The sequence below is a fragment of the Bradyrhizobium sp. CCBAU 11434 genome (genome assembly GCF_028128895.1).
Lineage (GTDB): Bacteria > Pseudomonadota > Alphaproteobacteria > Rhizobiales > Xanthobacteraceae > Bradyrhizobium > Bradyrhizobium zhengyangense.
In genome coordinates this window covers 728,492-748,021 of sequence record NZ_LBJX01000011.1, presented here as the reverse complement: position 1 = coordinate 748,021, position 19,530 = coordinate 728,492, and the positions used below count along the sequence as shown (strand labels likewise).

Below are 19,530 nucleotides of genomic sequence, written 5' to 3'. Positions count from 1 at the left end.
CTGATTTTTTAATTGTATTTGGTCGTTCTGAAGTCGCTACAGGCGTTTGCCTGTCGCCTCGTCAAACAAGTGAATCACGTCCGGATCGGGCTTCAGCTTGACCTTGTCGCCCGGGTTGAACTGGTGACGTTCGCGGAAGACCGCGACGACCTGCTCGCCACCGACCTTCGCAAATACCTGCGTCTCCGAGCCGGTCGGCTCGACCACGACGATCTCGGCGTCGGCGCCGTCGTCGGCAATGGTGAAATGCTCGGGACGGACGCCGTAAACGACGGGCTTGCCGTCCGAGGCAGCCGGCGCGCTCTTGAGCGGCAGCTTGACGCCGTTCGGTCCCTCGAAGGTGGCAACGCCGTTGACGCGGATGTGCCCCTTCAGGAAATTCATGGCCGGCGAACCGATGAAGCCGGCGACGAACTGGTTTTCCGGCTTGTCGTAGAGCTCGAGCGGCGTGCCCATCTGCTCGACGATGCCGTCATGCATCACGACGATCTTGTCGGCCATGGTCATGGCCTCGATCTGGTCGTGGGTGACGTAAACGGTGGTGGTCTTGAGCCGCTGGTGCAGCTCCTTGATCTCGGTCCGCATGGCGACGCGCAGCTTGGCGTCGAGGTTCGACAGCGGCTCGTCGAACAGGAACACCTGAGGATCGCGCACGATGGCGCGGCCCATGGCGACGCGCTGGCGCTGGCCACCTGAGAGCTGGCGCGGATAGCGGTCGAGCAATGGCGTCAGTGCAAGAATCTCAGCGGCGCGCTTGACGCGCTTGCTGATCTCGTCCGAGCCGGCATTCCGCAGCTTCAGCGAGAAGCCCATGTTCTCGGCGACGGTCATGTGCGGATAGAGCGCGTAGTTCTGGAACACCATCGCAATGTCCCGCTCCTTGGGCTGGACATTGTTGACGACGCGGTCGCCGATCGAGATCGTGCCTGATGTGATGTTCTCGAGGCCTGCGAGCATGCGCAGAAGTGTCGACTTGCCGCAGCCGGAGGGGCCAACCAGGACGACAAACTGGCCGTCCTCGATCGGGATCGAGACGCCGTGCAGGACTTCAAAATTGCCGAACGATTTCCGCACGTCGCGGATTTGCACAGACGACATCTAGCTCCCTCCTTCGACTTAGACGACGCAACTGGCGCGCCGCCACCGTCTTGTTTTTCTGAACTTCGCTGACCTGAAGCCCTCTTAACAGGCGACATTGTCAGCAGTTTGTGCGGGTTTGGCAATTTGTCTTTGGTTAGTCGCTGCTGGTAGCGCTGTCAACGATCCTTTGTTTGCGGGATAGGCTGTGTTAAGAGCAACAAATGGGTCGAAAGCGCACCAAGTCTGGCAAGATTCGGCTGGCGGAAGTCGCCGAGCTGGCCGGCGTCAGCCCGATCACGGCGTCCCGCTTCTTCCGCAATCCCGAGGCGCTGTCGGTCGCCAAGCGGACGCGGGTCGAAAGCGCGGCCCGGGAGCTCGGCTATGTGCCCAACCTTGCGGCACGGGCGCTGGCTTCGCAGCGCACCGAGGTGATCGGTGTCTTGATTCCGTCACTGACCAACAACGTGTTTTCCGATGTGCTCCGCGGGATCTACGATGCGTCCGAAGGCAGCCGCTATTCGATCCAGCTGTCCAACACGCGCTACTCCATTCTTCAGGAGGAGAAGCTGCTGCGCCTGTTCCTGGCGCAGAAGCCGGCGGGACTGATCGTCACGGGCATCGACCAGACCACCGAATCCCGCGCGATGCTAGAGGCGGCTGACTGCCCAATCGTGCAGATCATGGAGATTGGGCCCAATCCGGTCGACATGATGATCGGCTTTTCCCATTATGATGCAGCGCGCGCAGCAATTGCGCATTTGTTCGCACAGGGCCACCGCAGGATCGGCTTCGTAGGCGCCCGCATGGATCCCCGGGTGCAGCGCCGGCTCGACGGCTATGCCGCAGCCATGAAAGACGCCGGCCTGTTCGACCAAAGACTGATCGTGACGACGGCGACGCCGACCTCGGTGACGCTGGGTGGCGCGCTGTTTGCCGATCTGATCGCGCGCGAGCCTGACATCGACGCGGTGTTCTGCGCCAATGACGACCTTGCGCTCGGCGTTCTCTTCGAATGCCGCCGCCGCGAGATCCCGGTCCCCGATCAGATCGCAATCGTCGGCTTCAACGACCTCGAATTCATGGCCTCCTCGGTGCCGACGCTGACGAGCGTGCGGACCAACCGTTACGAGATGGGCAGCACAGCTGCCGCGATGCTGATTGAGGCGATCGAGGGAAAGCGTCCCGAAAAGCCCGTGCTCGATCTCGGCTTCACGGTCATCGAACGGCAGAGTTCACAAGCACAACGGCCGACGGCGAGCCCCCGCGCGGGTGAATGGGCGCCCGCCGTACAAAATGATAGCGTTACCAACGACCCGTGAGTAATATCCCAACGATGAGGAAATGTTCGCCAGCAGGCGGGCCGTCTTTACTTGCTCGCACTGCCGGGCAGCGCACCGATCGACATCCCAAACGTCGGCCCGTGCGTTTGCATTGAAGGAGAAACCCATGACAAAAAAGCCAACCAATGGGCACGCGCCCGCCGGCAACGGCACCCGCCGCCATCTGCGCTCGCAGGACTGGTTCAACAATCCGCATAATCCGGGCATGACCGCGCTCTATATGGAGCGCTACCTGAATTTCGGCCTCACCCGTGCCGAGCTGCAATCCGGCAAGCCGATCATCGGCATCGCCCAGACCGGCAATGACCTGTCGCCCTGCAACCGCCACCATATCGAGCTCGCCCACCGCGTCCGCGAAGGCATCCGCGAGGCCGGCGGCATTGCGATGGAGTTCCCGACCCACCCGATCCAGGAGACCGGCAAGCGCCCGACGGCGGCGCTCGACCGCAACCTGGCTTATCTCGGCCTGGTCGAGGTGCTCTACGGCTATCCGCTCGACGGCGTGGTGCTGACCACCGGTTGCGACAAGACCACGCCGGCCTGCATGATGGCCGCTGCGACTGTCAACCTGCCTGCGATCGTTCTGTCGGGTGGCCCGATGCTGAACGGCTGGCATGACGGTGAGCGCACCGGCTCCGGCACTATCGTCTGGAAGTCGCGCGAGCGGCTCGCCGCCGGCGAGATCGACTATGAAGAGTTTATGGAGATCGTGGCCTCCTCGGCCCCCTCGGTCGGCCACTGCAACACCATGGGCACGGCCTCGACCATGAATGCGCTTGCAGAAGCACTTGGCTTCTCGCTGCCGGGCTGCGCGGCGATCCCGGCGCCCTATCGCGAGCGCGGCCAGATCGCCTATGAGACGGGCAAGCGCATCGTCGATATGGTCTGGGAGGATCTGAAGCCCTCGGATTTCCTGACCCGCAAAGCGTTCGAGAACTGCATCGTGGTAAATTCGGCCATCGGCGGCTCGACCAATGCGCCGATCCACATCAACGCGCTCGCGCGCCACATCGGCGTCGAGCTCTCAATCGACGACTGGCAGAAAGTCGGTCACGACGTGCCACTGCTCGTCAACCTTCAGCCGGCCGGCTTCTATCTCGGCGAGGAATTCCATCGCTCCGGCGGAGTGCCCACCGTGATTCGCGAACTCGTGAAGCACAAGCGCATCCATGAGGACGCGCTCACCGTCAACGGCCGCGGCATCGGCGAGAACTGCGCAAGTGCGCCCAAGCCCGATCAGGATGTGATCTGGGCCTACGACAAGCCGATGGTGAAGGATGCCGGCTTCCTTGTGCTGCGCGGCAATCTGTTCGATTCCGCGATCATGAAAACCAGCGTGATCTCAAAGGAGTTCCGCGAGCGCTATCTCAGCAACCCGAAAGACCTGAACGCGTTCGAAGGACGCGCGGTCGTGTTCGAGGGGCCGGAAGATTATCATGAACGGATCGAGGATCCCGCGCTCGGGATCGACGAGCATTGCGTGCTGTTCATCCGCGGCACCGGCCCGATCGGTTACCCCGGTGGCGCCGAGGTCGTGAACATGCAGCCGCCGGCCGCGCTGATCAAACGTGGCATCCTCGCCCTGCCCTGCATCGGCGACGGCCGCCAGTCCGGCACCTCGGGCTCGCCCTCGATCCTGAATGCCTCGCCGGAAGCGGCCGCCAATGGCGGGCTCGCGATCCTCAAGACCGGGGACAAGGTCCGCATCGACCTCAACAAGGGCAGCGCCAACATCCTGATCACGGACGAGGAGCTGAAGAAGCGTCACGCCGACCTCAAGGCCGCCGGCGGCTTCAAGCATCCGCCGAACCAGACGCCGTGGCAGGAGATCTATCGCAACACCGTCGGCCAGCAATCGACCGGCGCCTGTATGGAGCTCGCCACGCGCTACCAGAACGTCGCCTCGGCGTTTGGCGTGCCGCGGGATAATCACTAGCAGCCACACCGTCATTGCGAGCGAAGCGAAGCAATCCAGAGATATCTCCGCGGAGACAGTCCTGGATTGCTTCGTCGCATCGGTGCAAAATTGCTCCGCAATTTTGTCACGAGCTCCTCGCAATGAGGTGGGGTTGGCATTCGAATGAACACAAGGGAGAAAAACAACATGGCAGACCGCCTCAAGGGCAAGCGCGCCGTCATCACGGCCGCAGCGGCCGGCATCGGGCGCGCATGCGCCGTTGCGTTCGCACGTGAGGGCGCGACCGTCATCGCAACCGACATCAACGAGGCCGGCATCGCAGGCCTGACCAAGGAAGGCATCGCCGAGGTCGCCAAGCTCGACGTCCGCAACACCGCCGACGTGAACGCCTTCGCCAAGCGTGTCGGCAAGATCGACATCCTGCTCAACGCAGCCGGCTTCGTGCACCACGGCAGCATCCTGGACTGCTCGGAAGAGGATTTCGATTTCTCGTTCGACCTCAACGTCAAGTCGATGCACCGGACCATCAAGGCCTTCCTGCCCGACATGATCGCAGGCGGCGGCGGCAGCATCGTCAACATCTCGTCCTGCGCGGCGCTGCGGCCGCCGGCGAACCGCTACGTTTACAGCTCATCGAAGGCAGCGGTGTCGCTGCTGTCGCGTGCAGTGGCGCTCGACTTCATCACCAAGGGCATCCGCTGCAACTCGATCTGCCCCGGCACCGTCGAGACCCCCTCGATGCTCGACCGCGCGGCCGCGCAAGGCCCGCAGGGCAAGGAGATGTTCATCTCGCGCCAGAAGATGGGTCGGCTCGGCACGGCCGACGAAATCGCCAACATGGCGATCTATCTCGGCAGCGACGAGAGTGCCTTCACCACTGGCGTCGACCTCGTCGTTGACGGCGGCTACATGCTCTGACGTCCACCCGGATCACATCTGATGAACAAGATTGATCTCAACGATCGGGTCGCCGTCGTCACCGGCGGCGCGCAGGGCTTTGGCCGCGCCATCACCGAACGTTTCGTCGCCTCCGGCGCCCGGGTCGCGATCTGGGATTTCGACTCAGGCTTGGCCGAGAAAACCGCCAAGGACATCGGCGACAACGTTCGCGCCTTCAAGGTCGATGTCACCGACACCGCAGGCGTCGAGCAGGCCCGCGATGCGACGCTGGCCGCCTTCGGCAAGATCGATATCCTCGTCAACAATGCCGGCATCGCCGGCGTCAACAAGCCGGTCTGGGAAACCGACCTCGAGGAATGGCGCAAGGTGCTGCGCATCAATCTCGACGGCCCCTTCATCGTCTGCAAGGCGATCGTGCCTGTGATGCTCGAGCAGAAATACGGGCGGATCGTGAACATCGCCTCGATCGCCGGCAAGGAAGGCAACCCGAACGCCGCGCACTATTCCGCCTCCAAGGCCGGCCTGATCGCGCTGACGAAGTCGCTCGGCAAGGAGCTCGCCGCGCATGACATTCTCGTGAATGCAGTCACGCCGGCCGCGGCCAAGACCGCGATCTTCGACCAGATGACGCAGCAGCATATCGATTTCATGCTGTCTAAGATCCCCAAAGCGCGCTTCGTGCTGGTCGAAGAGCTCGCCGCGATGGTGAGCTGGCTTGCATCTCAGGATTGTGGCTTCTCGACCGGCGCGGTCTTTGATATTTCCGGGGGACGGGCGACCTACTGAGCCATTGGCCGCCCCAAGGGGACTCTGAAGGGGCGGACCATGCAGCTCAGGCGACGCGATTTTGTGAAGCTCGCAGCGGGCGCAGGCGCGCTGTCGCTATTTTCGCATCCTGCAATCGCGCAGCTCGCGCCGAACCCGCCAAGCATCCGCCCGCCCTCGCCGGCCGAACGCGCAGCGATGGGCCGACTGGCGCAGACCTTCATGGGCAAATACGACGTGCCGGGGCTCTCCTTTGCGATCGGTTATGCCGGCGCGATCGTGCACCAGGCCGCCTTTGGCGTGGCCGATCGCGAGCAGAACGAAGCAACGACGCCGCAGCACCTGTTTCGCATCGCCAGCGTCAGCAAGATGATCACATCGGTCACGCTGTTCCGGCTGATCGAGGAGAACCGCGTCAAGCTCGGCGACCGCGTGTTCGGCCCCGGTGCGCTGCTCGGCACCGATTACGGCGCGCCGCCCACCTCGCCCGGCATCGACCAGATCACGCTCGAGCATCTCCTGACACACACCGGCGGCGGCTGGACCAACGACAACCACGATCCCATGTTCACGCATCCGCACATGGATCATGCGCAGCTGATCACCTGGACGCTGGCCAACCGGCCGCTGGACCGTCCGCCGGGCCAGCACTACGCCTACTCGAATTTCGGCTATTGCGTGCTGGGCCGGGTGATCGAGAAGCTTACCGGCCAGCGCTACGCCGAGCATGTCCGCGCCGAAGTGCTCGGCCGTTGCGGCGTCAACGACATGACGCTCGCAGGCAACACTCGCGATCAGCGCCAGGCGGGCGAAGTCGCCTATTACTGCAAGGTCGAAAGTCCCTACGAGATGAACGTCCACCGCATGGATTCCCATGGCGGCTGGATCGCGACGCCGACCGACCTCGTGCAATTCCTGATGCATGTCGACGGCTATGCACGGCCGGCGAACATTTTGCGGCCGCACACCATCCAGACGATGACATCAGCGCCGAGCTACAGCCCTGATTACGCCAAGGGTTTCTGCATCAACAAATCAGACAATTGGTGGCACAATGGCAGCCTGCCAGGCACCAGCACCATTGCGGTCAGAACCCATGGCGGCTTCTGCTGGGCCGCCTTCACCAATGTCAGCCGGCCGAACACCAACATGGATGGCGACCTCGATGAGCTCAACTGGAACATGGCGCGGCAAGTCAGCGAATGGCGGGTGGCATGATTAGAGAAGGTGGATGCCTGTGCGGCGCGGTGCGGTTCAAGGCGGAGGGCGAGCCGCTGAACGTGCGCATCTGTCACTGCCGCATGTGCCAGAAGGCGATGGGCTCGCCCTATTTCGCCCGCGCCCAGTTCGACCAGAAAATGCTGACCGTCGAGGGAGACACCGGCCGCTATAAGTCGTCCGAAGCGATCGATCGCGTGTTCTGCAAGACCTGCGGCACGCGGCTGTTCTCCTGGCGGCGCAACGGCACGCTGGCAGGCGTCGCACTCGCGACCTTCGACGACCGCAATGCCTTCGCACCGACCGAGCACATCTGGGTCTCGGAAAAGCTCGCCTGGGTGAAGCTCGACGACGGCCTGACGCAATATCAGGGAACGATCCCGGCGTGATCTTAGGGGCGGCTTGAAGCAGACAGGCCGGCGGCCTCAACGCGCCGTCCAGCCGTCGTGGCGAGCCAGATCCCGGCGAACACCGCGACGATGCCGGCGGCGAGATTCCAGCGCAGCGGCTCATGCAGCAGCCAGGCGCCGACCAGCGATGCCGTGATCGGATTGACCGTCACCGAGATCGCCACGCGCGTCGGCGTGGTCCGCTCCAACGCGAAGGCCCAGAGATAGAAGGTCAGCGCCGCACCAAATGCGCCGAGATAGAACGTCGCGAGCCATTGCGACCTGCCGAAATCTGCGACGGGTGCGAAACTGCCACGGACGCTCGAGAGCACGATGAGACAGGCAGCGCCTGCGGCCATGCTCATGGTCGTGAAGGCGATCGGGCTGGAGCGCCGGATCACCGGCTTCGACCAGATGCCGTACAGTGCCATGCACAGTGCAGCCGCCATCATCAGGAGATCACCGCGCCAGGCGCCTGATGGCGCCGAACTGAGGTCGGTGAGCAGCGCGACGGCAACACCAAGCGTCGCCACCACGACACCGATCGATTTGCGCCAGCTCAGGGCCTCGCTGCCGAGGGCGGCGCCGATCACCAGCGACAACAGCGGCAGCGTCGACAGCGCGAGCGCACCGCGCGCGGCCGTCGTGAAAATCAACGATGCATTGAACAGGATCGGAAACAGCGCGAAGAACAGGATGCCGAGCCCAATAGCAACAGCCCAGTCGCCTCGCGCCGGCCAACGATCGCCTCGCAGCAAGGTCAGCGGCAGCAGCAGCAAAAAGCCGATGCCGAACCGGAACGAGCCGATCGCCAGCGGATCGATACTGCTCACGAGATAGCGCGTCGCGCCGATCGAGGTGCCGCCCAGCGCACTCGACAGCACTGCGGCCAGAACGCCAAAAATCTCGCCCACAATTCCTCCACTCGGACAGGTCGACGAACAGCATACGGGGCGTGCCAAAACTGGGAATGGAATTTCCGTCATGCTGGGATAACGTTCCATCATGACCGCGTCCGATCTCGATCCCGATTTGCTGAGGGCTTTTCTCGCCGTCGCCGAGCATCGCTCGTTCACGCGCGCGGCCGACCAGCTCAACCGGACCCAGTCGGCGGTGAGCGTGCAGGTCAGGCGACTTGAGGAGCGGCTCGGCACAAAGCTGTTTCAGCGCAATCGCTCCGGCGTCGTGCCGACCGCGCCGGGCCAGGAGCTGCGCGCCTATGCGCAGCGAATCCTTGCCCTTCATGCCGAGGCAGTCGGTGCTCTGCATGGGCGCAAGCCGGAGGCCGTCATCCGCCTCGGCGTGATGGACGATTATGGCACGATCGTCATTCCGCCGCTGCTGGCGGACTTTGCCAAAAGCCATCCGACTGTCAGGGTCGAGGTCGAGACCGGACTGACCGCGACCATGCCGGCCCGGCTCGGCGAGGCCTATGATCTCGTTATCGCCATGCATCCGGAAGGGCGCGGCGGTGGTGAGCTGTTGCGGCGCGAGCAGGCCGTCTGGGCGGCCGCCGCCTCTTGTCGCGCCGTGGCGGACGACACCCTGCCCGTGGCGCTCTACCCGCGCGGCTGCCTGTTCCGCCAATGGGCCACCGAGGCGCTTGATCACGCCTACCGGCCCTGGCGGCTCGCCTTTGTCAGCCGGACGCTGGCAGCGGTGGAAGCGATCGCGGCGCAGGGCCTCGCGGTCACCGTAGTGAAGGCAGGCACCCTGCCGCCTCGCCTGCGCACTCTCGGCCTGCGCGATGGTCTGCCGCCGCTGCCCGCGGCGGACATCCGCCTGCACCGCGCGCGCAAGTTGCCTCGCCCGGCGGCGCTGCTCGCCGATCATTTGCAGCGTGGCATTTCGGAACCGGCCACCCTATGTTGAGCTGAAGCGTTGCTGCACCGCCGGTTTGGCCGGGTCGTCTGCAAGGCGACAGGCACATACGGGCAAGATACGACGTGAACATTTCCTTCTATGATCTCTCTGTGTGGGTGCTGCCGCTGGTGCTCGCCATCACGTTCCATGAAGCCGCGCACGGCTTCGTGGCGCACCGGCTCGGCGACAACACCGCCTGGCAGCTCGGCCGCGTCAGCTTCAACCCGCTCCGCCATATCGACCCGTTCGGCACGCTCATTTTGCCGGCGATGCTGCTGTTCGCGCATTCGCCGTTCCTGTTCGGCTATGCCAAGCCCGTGCCGGTGAATTTTCGCAAGCTCAACAATCCGAAGATGGACATGGTCTGGGTCGCCCTCGCCGGCCCCATCACCAACATCCTACTGGCGCTGCTCGCGGGCCTCGCGCTCCACGTTTTGCCCTGGGCGCCGGCAGGCTCAGCGCAATGGATCTTTGACAATCTCAAGAATGCGCTGCTGATCAACGCCGTGCTGGCCGTATTCAACATGATGCCGATCCCGCCGCTCGACGGCGGACGGGTCGCGGTCGGGCTGTTGCCCCGGCCGCTCGCTTTGCCCCTGTCCCGGCTCGAGCCGTTCGGCATGCTGATCCTGATCGCGCTCCTGATCCTGTTGCCGCTGGCGGGTTCCCAGTTCGGTCTAAATCTTGATGTTATTTCAGCAATACTGCGAACGTTGACCGGTTATGTGATTCAAGCTGTTCTCTTCGCTACCGGCAATGCGTAGTTGAAGCCGTACACCCGACCCTGCACTTGAAGACAAGCCTGAGGGCTAGAGGCCAACTTGGTCAAAGCTGCCGATATGCTGATCGCGCGACGCGCCGACACCCGTGCCCGCGCCGATTTCGCCACCTGGAAGATGATGGCCAAGCTGAATGGGCTGTCGGCGCTGCCACCGGATGCACAGGGCTTCCTCGATGGCTACAAGAAGCTGCTGGAGCGGATGAACGAGGACGAAGCGTCCGAGGCCACCATCGCCGAGGTCTATAAATCCTACTATCTGGAGATGGGCGGCGGTGGAAACCCGCCCGACGTCCGCACCCGGCCGGCCGAACCGGCAAAGGACAATGTTACCGCTTTCCGGCGCCCTGCCCCCAAACCGAAAAAGGCCAGCTTCTTCGGGGCGACGACGGTCGGGGGAACCCAGAAGCGCCCCCTGCCGGTGGCGTTGATCTTTGCGTGCTTGGTCGTGGTCTATGTCGGGATCAAGTTCTACTGGCGCTGACGGCCACGCCGCTATTTCGACGGCTTCTTGAAATTCACCGGCAGGCTAAAGGCGAACTGGTCATCCGTCAGCTCAGCCGGCGGAACCGGCACCGGATCCGAGCGACGCACCATTGAAATGGCCGCATCGTCGAAGGCGGGGTCCCCTGAGGACTCCGCGACATTGACGGACACGACATTGCCGCGCCGGTTCAGGACCAGGCTGAGCTTGACCGTCGTCGTCTTGCTCTTCTCCTTGGGGTAGCGCTTGTGAATCTCGAAATAGGCACTGATCCGCTTGCCCCATTCGGCCGTCAGCTTGCGGATGTCCTTGCCGATGCCCTGATGGGGGGCGGCCGCCTTCTCGCCCTCGCGCGCGTCCTCGTTCAGCGCCTGCCTGGCCGATTCCTGGGCGTTCGGCATCTCCTCGACCGCCTGCGTTTCGACCTTGGCCACCTCCGTGGTGTCCTCGACCGGCTTCTTGGAGTCGTTCTCGGTAACCAGGCGGTCCGGGTCCTCGGCTTCCTGGGGGATATCCTTCGGCAGATCGGTCTCTTTCACCTCGGCCTGCTGCTGCATCTGCTGCGGCTGGTACTGCGAGGCTTCGCTGTCCGGGCCAGGCGGAAGATCAGTCTCGGGGAGCTTTGGCGAGGTCATTTCGACGGCGTATTCCGCGCCGTTGGCGCCGAGACCATCGTCAGCGTCATCAGGTCGAAGGTTCGCCAGCGCCAGCGCGGCCCCGCCAAGGTGCAGGCCGACAGCCACGACAGCGGCCAGGATCCACAACGGCCGCGAGGATTTTGCCTCGAACACAGGGTCGGTCATCGCGCTGCCATCAGGGTTGGACCGCTCCTTGCGCCGGCCCGGCCGCCGCAGGAGGAGCCTCGAGCGCCACCAGCTTGATCCGAGAATAGCCGCCGGATCGCAGGATTTCCATGACGCCCATCAACTCGCCGTAAGGCACCGCCTTGTCGGCGCGCAGGAACACGTATTTGTCCTTGCTCATGTCGGCGATGGCGTCGAGCGAGCTGACGAGGTCGGCGCGCTTGACCGGATTTTCGCCAATCGCGAGCGTCAGATCGGGCTTGATGCTGACATAGGTCGGCTTGTCCGGCTTCTTCTGCGGGGTCGCACTTGATGTCGGCAGGTCGATCGGCAGGTCGACCGTCGACAACGGGGCTGCGACCATAAAGATGATCAGCAGCACCAGAATGACGTCGATGAACGGCGTGACGTTGATGTCATGCGTTTCCGAGAAATCGTCGTCGTCATCGTTGTCGGTGAGCGAAACGGCCATGGCTTACTCCGCCGCGCGCGAATGCGCGCTGCCATGGCTGCGGTCGAGATCGCGCGACAACAGCCGCGCCGCAGCTCCCGAGGCCCGGCTGACGAGCTCGAGATAGCCCTTCGTCACGCGCGAGAAGTAATTGTAGATGATGACGGCGGGAATAGCGGCGACGAGACCGATGGCGGTCGCGAGCAGCGCCTCTGCGATGCCGGGGGCAACCACAGCAAGATTCGTCGTCTGCGACTTCGAGATGCCGATGAAACTGTTCATGATGCCCCACACGGTGCCGAACAGACCGACAAACGGCGACGTCGAACCGATGGTCGCAAGCACACCCATACCGACGCGGATGCGGCGCGCTTCCGCGCGCACGATCTCGGCGAAGCTCGAGGCTGCGCGCTCCTTGATGCCGATGTCGCTGGACAGGCCCGCCGACATCCGCGCCTCGCGCAGAGCGGCCGCCAGGAAGGACGACAGGATGCCCCGTTTGGTGCCGAGCGCCATCTGGGCTTCCGCAAGCGAGCGCACCTCTGCGATCTTCCTCAGCGCCGAACGAAGCTTGGCGGAGGCCATCGACAGCTCGATCGATTTCGCGATGAAGACCGTCCAGGTCACGAGCGATGCAAAGGCAAGCCCGATCATCACCGCCTTTACGATGATGTCCGCCGACATGAACATCACCCAGGGCGACAATTCCTTCATGGCCGGCGCGATGCCGGCCTTCGGCGCTGCCTCGGGCGCCGGGGCGATGGCAGCCTCGGTCGCGGGGCCGCTGGGCATCGCGGCCACCGGCGCAGCCGCCGTGGGGGCCACGGTCGACGGCGCCGCAACAACGCTTGGTTGCGCCGCAGTAGCGGGAGTAGCCGGCGCCGGCGAGGCCGTCACAGGTGCAGGCGCTGCGGGACGAGCCTGCGCCGCCTGGGGTTGCGTCTGGGCAGAAACCGGCGCTCCGAGCCAGGTGGCCGTCAGCAGCGCGGCTGCAGCGAGGCTTTTGTGGAAAGATGCGATCTTCATACTTCGGCCCAGGTGCGAATGAGGTTGTGATAGATACCCGTCAATTTGACCGTTTCGGGATCGTCACGCCCGAGCCGTGCCACCAACGCCTGAATGGCGGTGTCGAGGTCAAAGATCATGCTGCGGGCTTGATCGTCCCGTATCATGCTCTGGAGCCAGAAGAAAGACGCAACCCGCGCCCCCCTCGTCACCGGTGTGACCAGATGCAGGCTGGTTGAGGGATAGAGCACGCAGTCCCCGGCTGGCAACTTGACTTCGTGCGAACCGTAGGTGTCCTCGATCACAAGTTCGCCACCCTCGTAATCCTCGGGCTCGCTGAGGAACAGCGTGACCGACAGATCCGTGCGGATGCGAAGACCGGTCAGGCGGTCGCCGCGGATGGCGTTGTCGACATGCAGGCCGAAATGGTGACCGCTGTCCGCCGCATAGCGGTTGAACAGCGGCGGAAAGATCTGGAGCGGGATTGCGGCCGCCAGAAATCGCGGGTTCGCCGTCAGCGCCGAGATGATGCGATGGCCGAGTTTGCGCGCGACCTCGCTGTCCGGTGGCAACTGCTCGTTGCGCTTGACCATGGCCGACTGCGCGCCCGCGGTGGAACGGCCGTCTTCCCATTCACTGGCGTCCATGATGCGACGGAATTCCGCCACATCATCCTTGTTCAGCACGCCTTCTATGCATGTCAGCATGGCAGCTCATGTCTCCGTCAGTAGCGCGCCGAGATCACCACGTAAGCGGCGCGTCCGGGTGCTTCGAGCACGAAGGGCGCGGCGCTCTGGTACAGCGCGTCGTAGTAGCGCTTGTCGAAGATGTTGTTGACGAACAGCTTCAGGCGCCAGTTCTTGTTGATCTTGGCTTCCGCGAACGCATCGAACCGCCAGTAGCTTGGGATTGACGTGCCCTGATTGGCCGCGAGCAATGTGCCGCCATAGATCTTCGAGCGGTACACCGCCTGCCCGCCCAACTCCCAGGTGTCGTTGAGCTGGTACTTCGAGAGCAGGCTGAACGACTGGTGCGCGATGTTGGCGAGCGGCCGCCCGACGTTCGAGGCATAGAGTGTCGTATTGGCCGGCGGCGCGAGCGACTTCGTCACCTCCGACTGCATCAGCACGAGGCCTCCAAACACGCTCCACTTATCGGTGATCTTGCCGCCGACGCCGAGATCGATACCGCGGACGCGATAAGCCGCCCCCGCCGTGATGCAGGATACGGTGGTTGCCGGAGCCACCGGAGCATAGGTGCAGCCAAGCGCCGCGGCGGCGACGGTGCTGCCGACGTTCTGCGCCTCGCGCGCGTTCTCCTTGGTCGTCTGGAACAGTGCTGCGGTCAGAAGCAGGTGGCGATCGAACAACTCCCATTTGGTACCGAGCTCAATCGCCTTGTTCTTCTCGGGCCCAAAGATCTGGTTGTTGCCGCCGGCCAAATTCGGATTGATGCCGCCATAGGCGGTGCTGGTACCGTCGAACTCCGAGCCCACGGGGTTCGCCGAGGTCGCATAGGCCACATAGACGCTGCCGTTGGGCAGCGGCTTCAGCGTGAGGCCGAGGTTGTAGTCCGGAACCAGGAATTCCGCGCTCTGCTGCCCGAAAGCACCCGCCGCCGTGAAGGCCGACGTCTTGATGCTGTAATCGTCATAGCGGAAGCCGCCGTTGAGAATGAGGACGTCACGATAATTCGCGCTGTCCACGACGTAGCCGCTGATCGTTTCGATTCCAATCTTGGTCGGCCTGCCGGTCAAGCCTCCCGGTATCGGGAACGGATTGTCGGTGGCCTGCGGATAAAACACGCTGACCCCGGACGTCGATCCCGAACCGGTGAAAGGCGTTGTCCCCGTCGTGATCTCCGAGCCAAGCCCGGTGTAAGTGTCGATTGACGATCGCTCATTGTCGTATTCGATGCCCGCAAGCAACGTATGCTTGAAGCCGGCATAATCGTCGAACTTGTACGTGGCCTCGGTCTGGTTGGCGAACACGTCCGTGGCCTGGTACCGGCTCTGCGGGTTGGCGCTCAAAGTATAGGCCGTGAATGGAGCGCCTGTGGCCAGCGTCGGCGATTCCGGCAGTGTGCCGATGTAGTTCTGCGTCGAATGCGATTCCCGGATCTTGTTGGTGAGCAACAGATCGGGCGTGACCTGGACTTCGGCATTGATCGTGCCTATGTCCTGGCCGGTCCGGTAGAAGTCGCGGTTGACGAAGCCGTAGAAATTATTCCGGTTGACGCCGAAATCCGGGAAAGGACCGCCTGATGTCGACGACGTACTCGGTCGATAGTACGGCACACCGAAATCGGGAATGCCGGTCAGTTCGGTGTGAATGTAATTGCCTGATATCTTGATGGCGTCGGTCGGCTTCCAGGTCGTGGCGACGAAGGCGCCATCGCGATTGTCTTTGACCCGGTCCCGCCCCGCAACGTCGGCATCCTGGAACAAGCCACCGGCACGAACGGCGAGCGACGGATTGATCACCTGGTTGACGTCGAGCGTAACACGCTTGGTCTGGTCGGTGCCAAACGTCGTGTCCATGTTATAGAAGCTCTTCTCGGTCACGGCCTGCTTGGTGACGATGTTGATGGCGCCACCCGCCGTGCCGCGGCCCGCGAAGGACGACGCGGGACCGCGCAGGATCTCGACCTGCTCGGTGAAGAAGTTCTCACGCACGCTTACGCCGGAATCGCGCACGCCGTCGATGAAGACGTCGTTGCGGGCATCGAAGCCGCGGATAAAGAAGCGATCACCGAAGGCGTTGCCGCCCTCGCCAGTGCCGAGCGTCACGCCGGCCGTGCTCAGGATCGCCTGCTTCAGCGTTGTGGCGCCCTTGTCCTCGAGCACTTCCTTGCTGAGCACCGTGATCGACTTCGGCGTATCGACCAGCTTCTCCGGAAACTTGCCGCCGGCCTGGACGTGATCGACCTTGTAGGGCGCAGCGGGATCCGCATAGGGATTGCGGTCGGGCGACGGTGCGGCTGCATCGACGACCGGAGCCACTGCAGCCTGCTGACGTTGCGCGGCACGCCGCAACGCGTTGCGGGCGCGGACCTGATCAGGCGTCGGTTTCGCGGTGGTGGAGCGTGGCCGTTCCTTGGGTGCGTCGACGTTGACAGGCGGCAGACTTGTTTGCTGCGCTTGTGCTGCGCTCGATACGGAGGCGACTGCGATCAGGCTTGCAACGGTGGAAACAGTCCTGCCGGCCGCACCATCGAAATTGCCGACCAATGCTTGCCGTGCCGCGGTCGAACGCAACGACCGCGGAGCCCTTGCCATGCCCATCCTACGCCCCATTCCATTGCTGCAGTGTGTCGCACCGTGACAGTGCGACACACTGGTCGTATCGAGCGGGGCAGTGAGGGTCAACGCAGTCACGGCGAGAGCAATCTTGAATCCATCCAGATCAAAACGATTCTAAACTTGAGTTTGAAACCGTTCTAAACGCGAGTTTGTAAGCGTTCTAAACTGGAGCCGATGTTTGTCCTTGCGATGCACGGTCTCGTGCATCGCGATTATGGCGGGTTGACAAGGACCTCATCAGAACTTGGCCGTCGTGATGATGTAGAAGGCCCTCCCCGGCGCGACTGCGACGAACGGCACGGCGCTCCGGTAAAGCGTGTCGTAGTAGAGCTTGTTGGTCAGGTTCTGGGCGTAGAACTTCATGGTCCAGTTCTTGTCGATCTTCTTTTCGACGAACGCATCGAAGCGCCAATAGCTCGGCAGCTCGTTGCCGGTGTTGGCGGCGAACGTGCCGCCATAGACCTTCGAGCGGTATACCGCCTGCCCGCCGACTTCCCAGTCGCCGTCGAACTTGTACTTGGTCAGCATGCTGAACGACTGATGCGCGACGTTGGCGAGCTGAAGGCCGATGTTGGACGCAATGTTGCTCTGTGTGACCTTGGACTGCATCAGGACCAGGCCGCCGAAGACGCTCCAGCGATCGGTGATCTTGCCCTCGGCCTCGATGTCGATGCCCTGGATGCGGTAGGCCGCGCCCGAGGTGAGGATGCCCGCCGCATTGGTCTCGCGCGCGTTGTCCTTCGTGGTCTGGAACAATGCGGCACTCACCAGCAGGTGACGATCAGCCAGCTCCCATTTGGTGCCGAGCTCGGCCGCCTTGTTGCGCTCGGGCCCGAGCAGGACGGCCGTGTTGGCGGGAACGCCGCCGTAATCGGTGCCGGTCGCGTCGAGCTCCGAGCCGAACGGATTGGCCGAGGTCGCATAGGCCGCGTAAAGGCTGCCGATCGACATCGGCTTGTAGACCAGGCCGACATTGTAGTTGACCAGATCGGAGTTCATTTTCAGATAGGCGGTGTTGGTCGACGAGCTCATGTTGTAGCCGTCGTAGCGAACGCCGCCGTTCAGGATGATGGTGTCCTGCCAGTTCGCGGTGTCCATGGCGTAGACGCTGCTGGTGTTGACGCCATAGCGTGTCGGGTTGCCTGTCAGCGACGCCGACCCGAAGCCACCGAGATACGTGTACTGAGGAGAGTAGAGATTAACCCCCGAGATCGCCCCGTTGCTCGTGAAGGGCGAGCCGGCGAGCTCCGACGTCAGACCCGCGTAACGATCGATCGAGACATTCTCGTTGGTGTATTCGGCGCCGAACACTGCGGTATGCTTGACCCCGCCGGTGTCGAGCTTGAACGTGGCCTCGTTCTGGTTGGCCCACACGTCCGCTGTCTGGTAGCGACTCTGCGCGCTCGCCGTCGTGGTCCAGAGCAACGGATTGGGATTGGTCGTGATCGGATTCTGCGGCAGCGTTCCGATGTAGTTGAGCAGCGAATGCTCGCCGCGCACCTTGCTGGTCAGCGTGATGGCTTCGTTGACCTTGTACTCGGCCGTTGCTGTGCCGAAATCCTGCCGCGCGGTCTGGAAGTCGCGGTTGAGGAAGCCGTACCAGTTGCCGCGCGGAATGCCGGCCGACGTCACCGGCAAATTGCCCTGCTTGTAAAAGGGCACGCCGAAATCCGGCAGGCCGCTGAGATCGGTGTGGACGTAGTTGGTCGTGATCTTGATGTCGTTGGTCGGGGTGTACTTGGTCGACAGGAAGGTGCCCCAGCGATCGTCGGTCACGTAATTGCGGCCGGCGACATTGGCGTCCTGGAACAGGCCACCGGTGCGCACCGAGAAGGTCGGATCGATGACCTGGTTGACGTCGAGCGTGACGCGCTTGGTCATGTCGGTGCCGAACTCGGTGTCCATCCGCTTGAAGTTGACGTCGCCGGCCTGCTTGGTGACGATGTTGATGGCGCCGCCGGCGGTGCCGCGTCCGGCATAGGACGATGCCGGCCCGCGCAATATCTCAATCTGCTCGGTGAAGAAGTTCTCGCGGATCGACACGGCGGGATCGCGGATGCCGTCGATGAAGACATCGTTGCGCGCGTCGAAGCCGCGGATGAAGAAGCGGTCGCCGAAAGCATTGCCGCCCTCGCCCGATCCCAGCGTCACGCCGGCGGTCGAGCGTCCGATCTCCTTCAGCGTGGTCGCGTTCTTGTCCTCGAGCACTTCCTTGCTGAGCACCGTGATCGTCTTCGGCGTGTTCAGCATCGGCTCGGGAAACTTGCCGGACGCCTGGACGTGGTCGACCTTGTAGGGCGCGGCCGGATCGGCGTAGGGATTTCGATCAAGCGCTCCGGCCGGGGCCGGCGCAACAGCAGCAGCCTGCTGCTGCGCCTGCTGGCGCTGCGCGGCGCGGCGAAGCGCGTTGCGCGCGCGGACCTGCTCGGGCGACGGCTTCGAGGCCGCCGGGCGCGGACGCTCGACCGGCGCATCGACATTCACCGGAGGCAGGCTTGATTGTTGCGCCTGCGCGCCGCTCGACACCGACGCCACCGCAATCAGGCCGGCAACGACTGATGCCGACTTGCCGGAATTGCCCTCGAGCTTCTCTTCAACTGAATTTCTTGCCGTGATCGCACGCAGCGATCGCGGAGCCATCACCAGCCCCATTCCAACGCACCCCATTCCAAACTCGCCGATGCGCAACATGCGCGACGAACGATAGGGTGGTGCTATCGACCGCAAAAAATCTGGTCAATGCAACGGGGCCCGAGACAGCACTTGAATAGGTCCAGATGAAAGCGATTCTAAAAAATCGATTTCGAAAAAGCTGAAGTGTCGCGCGACACATTGATGCAGCAGAACGCTGAGGCACTTGTCTTCGCGCATCATCTCGCGCAGGCGTCAGTCGCTGCTCGGCGGCTTCATGAGCGAGAACAATTCATCGACGGTGCGCTGCGCGGTTACACGCACGCGGTCGGTGTTGTCCATGCCGGCGATGTTGACGCCGCCAACGACGGCTTTGATCTCGTCACGGAAGTCTGTGAGGAAGCGCAAGGGATCGCGCTGTTCATTGGCGACGCGCGCGATCAATCCCGTGATCAAGATCTGGCACGCGATCAGCTTGCCGTTCAATTCGTCCATTCCGCACTCCTGATATGGCGGCGCTGATATGAACGACGCTGGTTTTGGTGACAACCGAAACGCGGCCCCGGTGGTTTAGAACCGTTCTCGCGAAGGCAAATTCGCCTTC

Annotated in this window: 18 protein-coding genes; 9 read left to right on the top strand and 9 right to left on the bottom strand. The window is 63.2% G+C overall.

Annotation, left to right across the window (positions count from 1 at the left end; translation table 11 throughout):
- Nucleotides 1–36 precede the first annotated feature (36 nt).
- Nucleotides 37–1,098, bottom strand: a complete 1,062-nt coding sequence (locus tag XI06_RS10960) for an ABC transporter ATP-binding protein (protein ID WP_237858581.1) — start codon at nucleotides 1,096–1,098, stop codon at nucleotides 37–39.
- Nucleotides 1,099–1,301: 203 nt separating this feature from the next.
- Here XI06_RS10960 and XI06_RS10955 point away from each other — a divergent pair, with 203 nt between their 5' ends.
- The 6 genes from XI06_RS10955 (at nucleotide 1,302) to XI06_RS10930 (ending at nucleotide 7,610) form a co-directional block, all read left to right on the top strand.
- Nucleotides 1,302–2,399, top strand: a complete 1,098-nt coding sequence (locus XI06_RS10955; protein ID WP_237858582.1) for a LacI family DNA-binding transcriptional regulator — start codon at nucleotides 1,302–1,304, stop codon at nucleotides 2,397–2,399.
- A 127-nt stretch (nucleotides 2,400–2,526) separates the two neighbouring features.
- Nucleotides 2,527–4,356: an IlvD/Edd family dehydratase gene (locus XI06_RS10950; protein WP_237858583.1), complete on the top strand. Its 1,830-nt coding sequence runs from the start codon at nucleotides 2,527–2,529 to the stop codon at nucleotides 4,354–4,356.
- A gap of 168 nt (nucleotides 4,357–4,524) precedes the next feature.
- Nucleotides 4,525–5,256, top strand: coding sequence for an SDR family oxidoreductase (locus XI06_RS10945; protein WP_237858584.1), 732 nt, complete (start codon nucleotides 4,525–4,527; stop codon nucleotides 5,254–5,256).
- Nucleotides 5,257–5,277: 21 nt separating this feature from the next.
- Nucleotides 5,278–6,024 carry an SDR family NAD(P)-dependent oxidoreductase gene (locus tag XI06_RS10940; RefSeq protein WP_237890144.1) on the top strand — a complete coding sequence of 249 codons (747 nt, stop codon included), beginning with the start codon at nucleotides 5,278–5,280 and terminating at the stop codon, nucleotides 6,022–6,024.
- A gap of 39 nt (nucleotides 6,025–6,063) precedes the next feature.
- Entirely contained in the window at nucleotides 6,064–7,221 is a 1,158-nt protein-coding gene (locus tag XI06_RS10935) for a serine hydrolase domain-containing protein (protein WP_237858587.1), read from the top strand.
- Nucleotides 7,218–7,610 (top strand): GFA family protein, encoded by a 393-nt coding sequence (locus tag XI06_RS10930; RefSeq protein ID WP_271605296.1) that lies wholly within the window; start codon nucleotides 7,218–7,220, stop codon nucleotides 7,608–7,610. The genes XI06_RS10935 and XI06_RS10930 overlap by 4 nt, the downstream gene beginning before the upstream one ends.
- Nucleotides 7,611–7,612: 2 nt before the next feature.
- On the opposite strand, the gene XI06_RS10925 is transcribed toward XI06_RS10930, so the two are convergent.
- Nucleotides 7,613–8,524 (bottom strand): DMT family transporter, encoded by a 912-nt coding sequence (locus XI06_RS10925; protein ID WP_271605295.1) that lies wholly within the window; start codon nucleotides 8,522–8,524, stop codon nucleotides 7,613–7,615.
- 91 nt (nucleotides 8,525–8,615) lie between these two features.
- On the opposite strand from XI06_RS10925, the gene XI06_RS10920 reads away from it, so the two are divergent.
- The 3 genes from XI06_RS10920 to XI06_RS10910 all read left to right on the top strand — a co-directional run bounded on the left by XI06_RS10920 (nucleotide 8,616) and on the right by XI06_RS10910 (nucleotide 10,735).
- Nucleotides 8,616–9,482 carry a LysR family transcriptional regulator gene (locus XI06_RS10920; protein WP_271605294.1) on the top strand — a complete coding sequence of 289 codons (867 nt, stop codon included), beginning with the start codon at nucleotides 8,616–8,618 and terminating at the stop codon, nucleotides 9,480–9,482.
- 74 nt (nucleotides 9,483–9,556) lie between these two features.
- Nucleotides 9,557–10,237 carry a site-2 protease family protein gene (locus XI06_RS10915; protein ID WP_237858592.1) on the top strand — a complete coding sequence of 227 codons (681 nt, stop codon included), beginning with the start codon at nucleotides 9,557–9,559 and terminating at the stop codon, nucleotides 10,235–10,237.
- A gap of 75 nt (nucleotides 10,238–10,312) precedes the next feature.
- Nucleotides 10,313–10,735 (top strand): hypothetical protein, encoded by a 423-nt coding sequence (locus XI06_RS10910; protein ID WP_237858593.1) that lies wholly within the window; start codon nucleotides 10,313–10,315, stop codon nucleotides 10,733–10,735.
- An 11-nt stretch (nucleotides 10,736–10,746) separates the two neighbouring features.
- Here the strand turns inward: XI06_RS10910 and XI06_RS10905 are convergent, their stop codons facing one another.
- The 7 genes from XI06_RS10905 to XI06_RS10875 all read right to left on the bottom strand — a co-directional run bounded on the left by XI06_RS10905 (nucleotide 10,747) and on the right by XI06_RS10875 (nucleotide 19,421).
- The gene (locus XI06_RS10905; RefSeq protein ID WP_237869516.1) at nucleotides 10,747–11,538 is read right to left on the bottom strand and encodes an energy transducer TonB; all 792 of its coding nucleotides are present in this window, start codon (nucleotides 11,536–11,538) and stop codon (nucleotides 10,747–10,749) included.
- A 10-nt stretch (nucleotides 11,539–11,548) separates the two neighbouring features.
- A complete protein-coding gene (exbD, locus tag XI06_RS10900) occupies nucleotides 11,549–12,010 on the bottom strand; it encodes a TonB system transport protein ExbD (RefSeq protein WP_271605293.1) in 462 nt (153 codons plus the stop codon).
- Nucleotides 12,011–12,013: 3 nt separating this feature from the next.
- Entirely contained in the window at nucleotides 12,014–13,015 is a 1,002-nt protein-coding gene (gene exbB, locus XI06_RS10895) for a tonB-system energizer ExbB (RefSeq protein ID WP_271605292.1), read from the bottom strand.
- A complete protein-coding gene (locus XI06_RS10890) occupies nucleotides 13,012–13,701 on the bottom strand; it encodes a Fe2+-dependent dioxygenase (protein ID WP_271605291.1) in 690 nt (229 codons plus the stop codon). The genes exbB and XI06_RS10890 overlap by 4 nt, the downstream gene beginning before the upstream one ends.
- 17 nt (nucleotides 13,702–13,718) lie before the next feature.
- Complete coding sequence (locus XI06_RS10885; protein WP_271605458.1) at nucleotides 13,719–16,277, bottom strand: TonB-dependent receptor; 2,559 nt, start codon at nucleotides 16,275–16,277, stop codon at nucleotides 13,719–13,721.
- Nucleotides 16,278–16,532: 255 nt separating this feature from the next.
- Nucleotides 16,533–18,947: a TonB-dependent receptor gene (locus XI06_RS10880; protein WP_271605457.1), complete on the bottom strand. Its 2,415-nt coding sequence runs from the start codon at nucleotides 18,945–18,947 to the stop codon at nucleotides 16,533–16,535.
- Nucleotides 18,948–19,181: 234 nt separating this feature from the next.
- Nucleotides 19,182–19,421 carry a hypothetical protein gene (locus XI06_RS10875; protein WP_237858601.1) on the bottom strand — a complete coding sequence of 80 codons (240 nt, stop codon included), beginning with the start codon at nucleotides 19,419–19,421 and terminating at the stop codon, nucleotides 19,182–19,184.
- Nucleotides 19,422–19,530 lie beyond the last annotated feature (109 nt).

Bases quoted from the DNA above. Each gene is read 5' to 3' on its own strand.
- XI06_RS10960 (WP_237858581.1), bottom strand. From the start codon at position 1,098: ATGTCGTCTGTGCAAATCCGCGACGTGCGGAAATCGTTCGGCAATTTT.
- XI06_RS10955 (WP_237858582.1), top strand. From the start codon at position 1,302: ATGGGTCGAAAGCGCACCAAGTCTGGCAAGATTCGGCTGGCGGAAGTC.
- XI06_RS10950 (WP_237858583.1), top strand. From the start codon at position 2,527: ATGACAAAAAAGCCAACCAATGGGCACGCGCCCGCCGGCAACGGCACC.
- XI06_RS10945 (WP_237858584.1), top strand. From the start codon at position 4,525: ATGGCAGACCGCCTCAAGGGCAAGCGCGCCGTCATCACGGCCGCAGCG.
- XI06_RS10940 (WP_237890144.1), top strand. From the start codon at position 5,278: ATGAACAAGATTGATCTCAACGATCGGGTCGCCGTCGTCACCGGCGGC.
- XI06_RS10935 (WP_237858587.1), top strand. From the start codon at position 6,064: ATGCAGCTCAGGCGACGCGATTTTGTGAAGCTCGCAGCGGGCGCAGGC.
- XI06_RS10930 (WP_271605296.1), top strand. From the start codon at position 7,218: ATGATTAGAGAAGGTGGATGCCTGTGCGGCGCGGTGCGGTTCAAGGCG.
- XI06_RS10920 (WP_271605294.1), top strand. From the start codon at position 8,616: ATGACCGCGTCCGATCTCGATCCCGATTTGCTGAGGGCTTTTCTCGCC.
- XI06_RS10910 (WP_237858593.1), top strand. From the start codon at position 10,313: ATGCTGATCGCGCGACGCGCCGACACCCGTGCCCGCGCCGATTTCGCC.
- XI06_RS10905 (WP_237869516.1), bottom strand. From the start codon at position 11,538: ATGACCGACCCTGTGTTCGAGGCAAAATCCTCGCGGCCGTTGTGGATC.
- exbD (WP_271605293.1), bottom strand. From the start codon at position 12,010: ATGGCCGTTTCGCTCACCGACAACGATGACGACGACGATTTCTCGGAA.
- exbB (WP_271605292.1), bottom strand. From the start codon at position 13,015: ATGAAGATCGCATCTTTCCACAAAAGCCTCGCTGCAGCCGCGCTGCTG.
- XI06_RS10890 (WP_271605291.1), bottom strand. From the start codon at position 13,701: ATGCTGACATGCATAGAAGGCGTGCTGAACAAGGATGATGTGGCGGAA.
- XI06_RS10885 (WP_271605458.1), bottom strand. From the start codon at position 16,277: ATGGGCATGGCAAGGGCTCCGCGGTCGTTGCGTTCGACCGCGGCACGG.
- XI06_RS10880 (WP_271605457.1), bottom strand. From the start codon at position 18,947: ATGGGGCTGGTGATGGCTCCGCGATCGCTGCGTGCGATCACGGCAAGA.
- XI06_RS10875 (WP_237858601.1), bottom strand. From the start codon at position 19,421: ATGGACGAATTGAACGGCAAGCTGATCGCGTGCCAGATCTTGATCACG.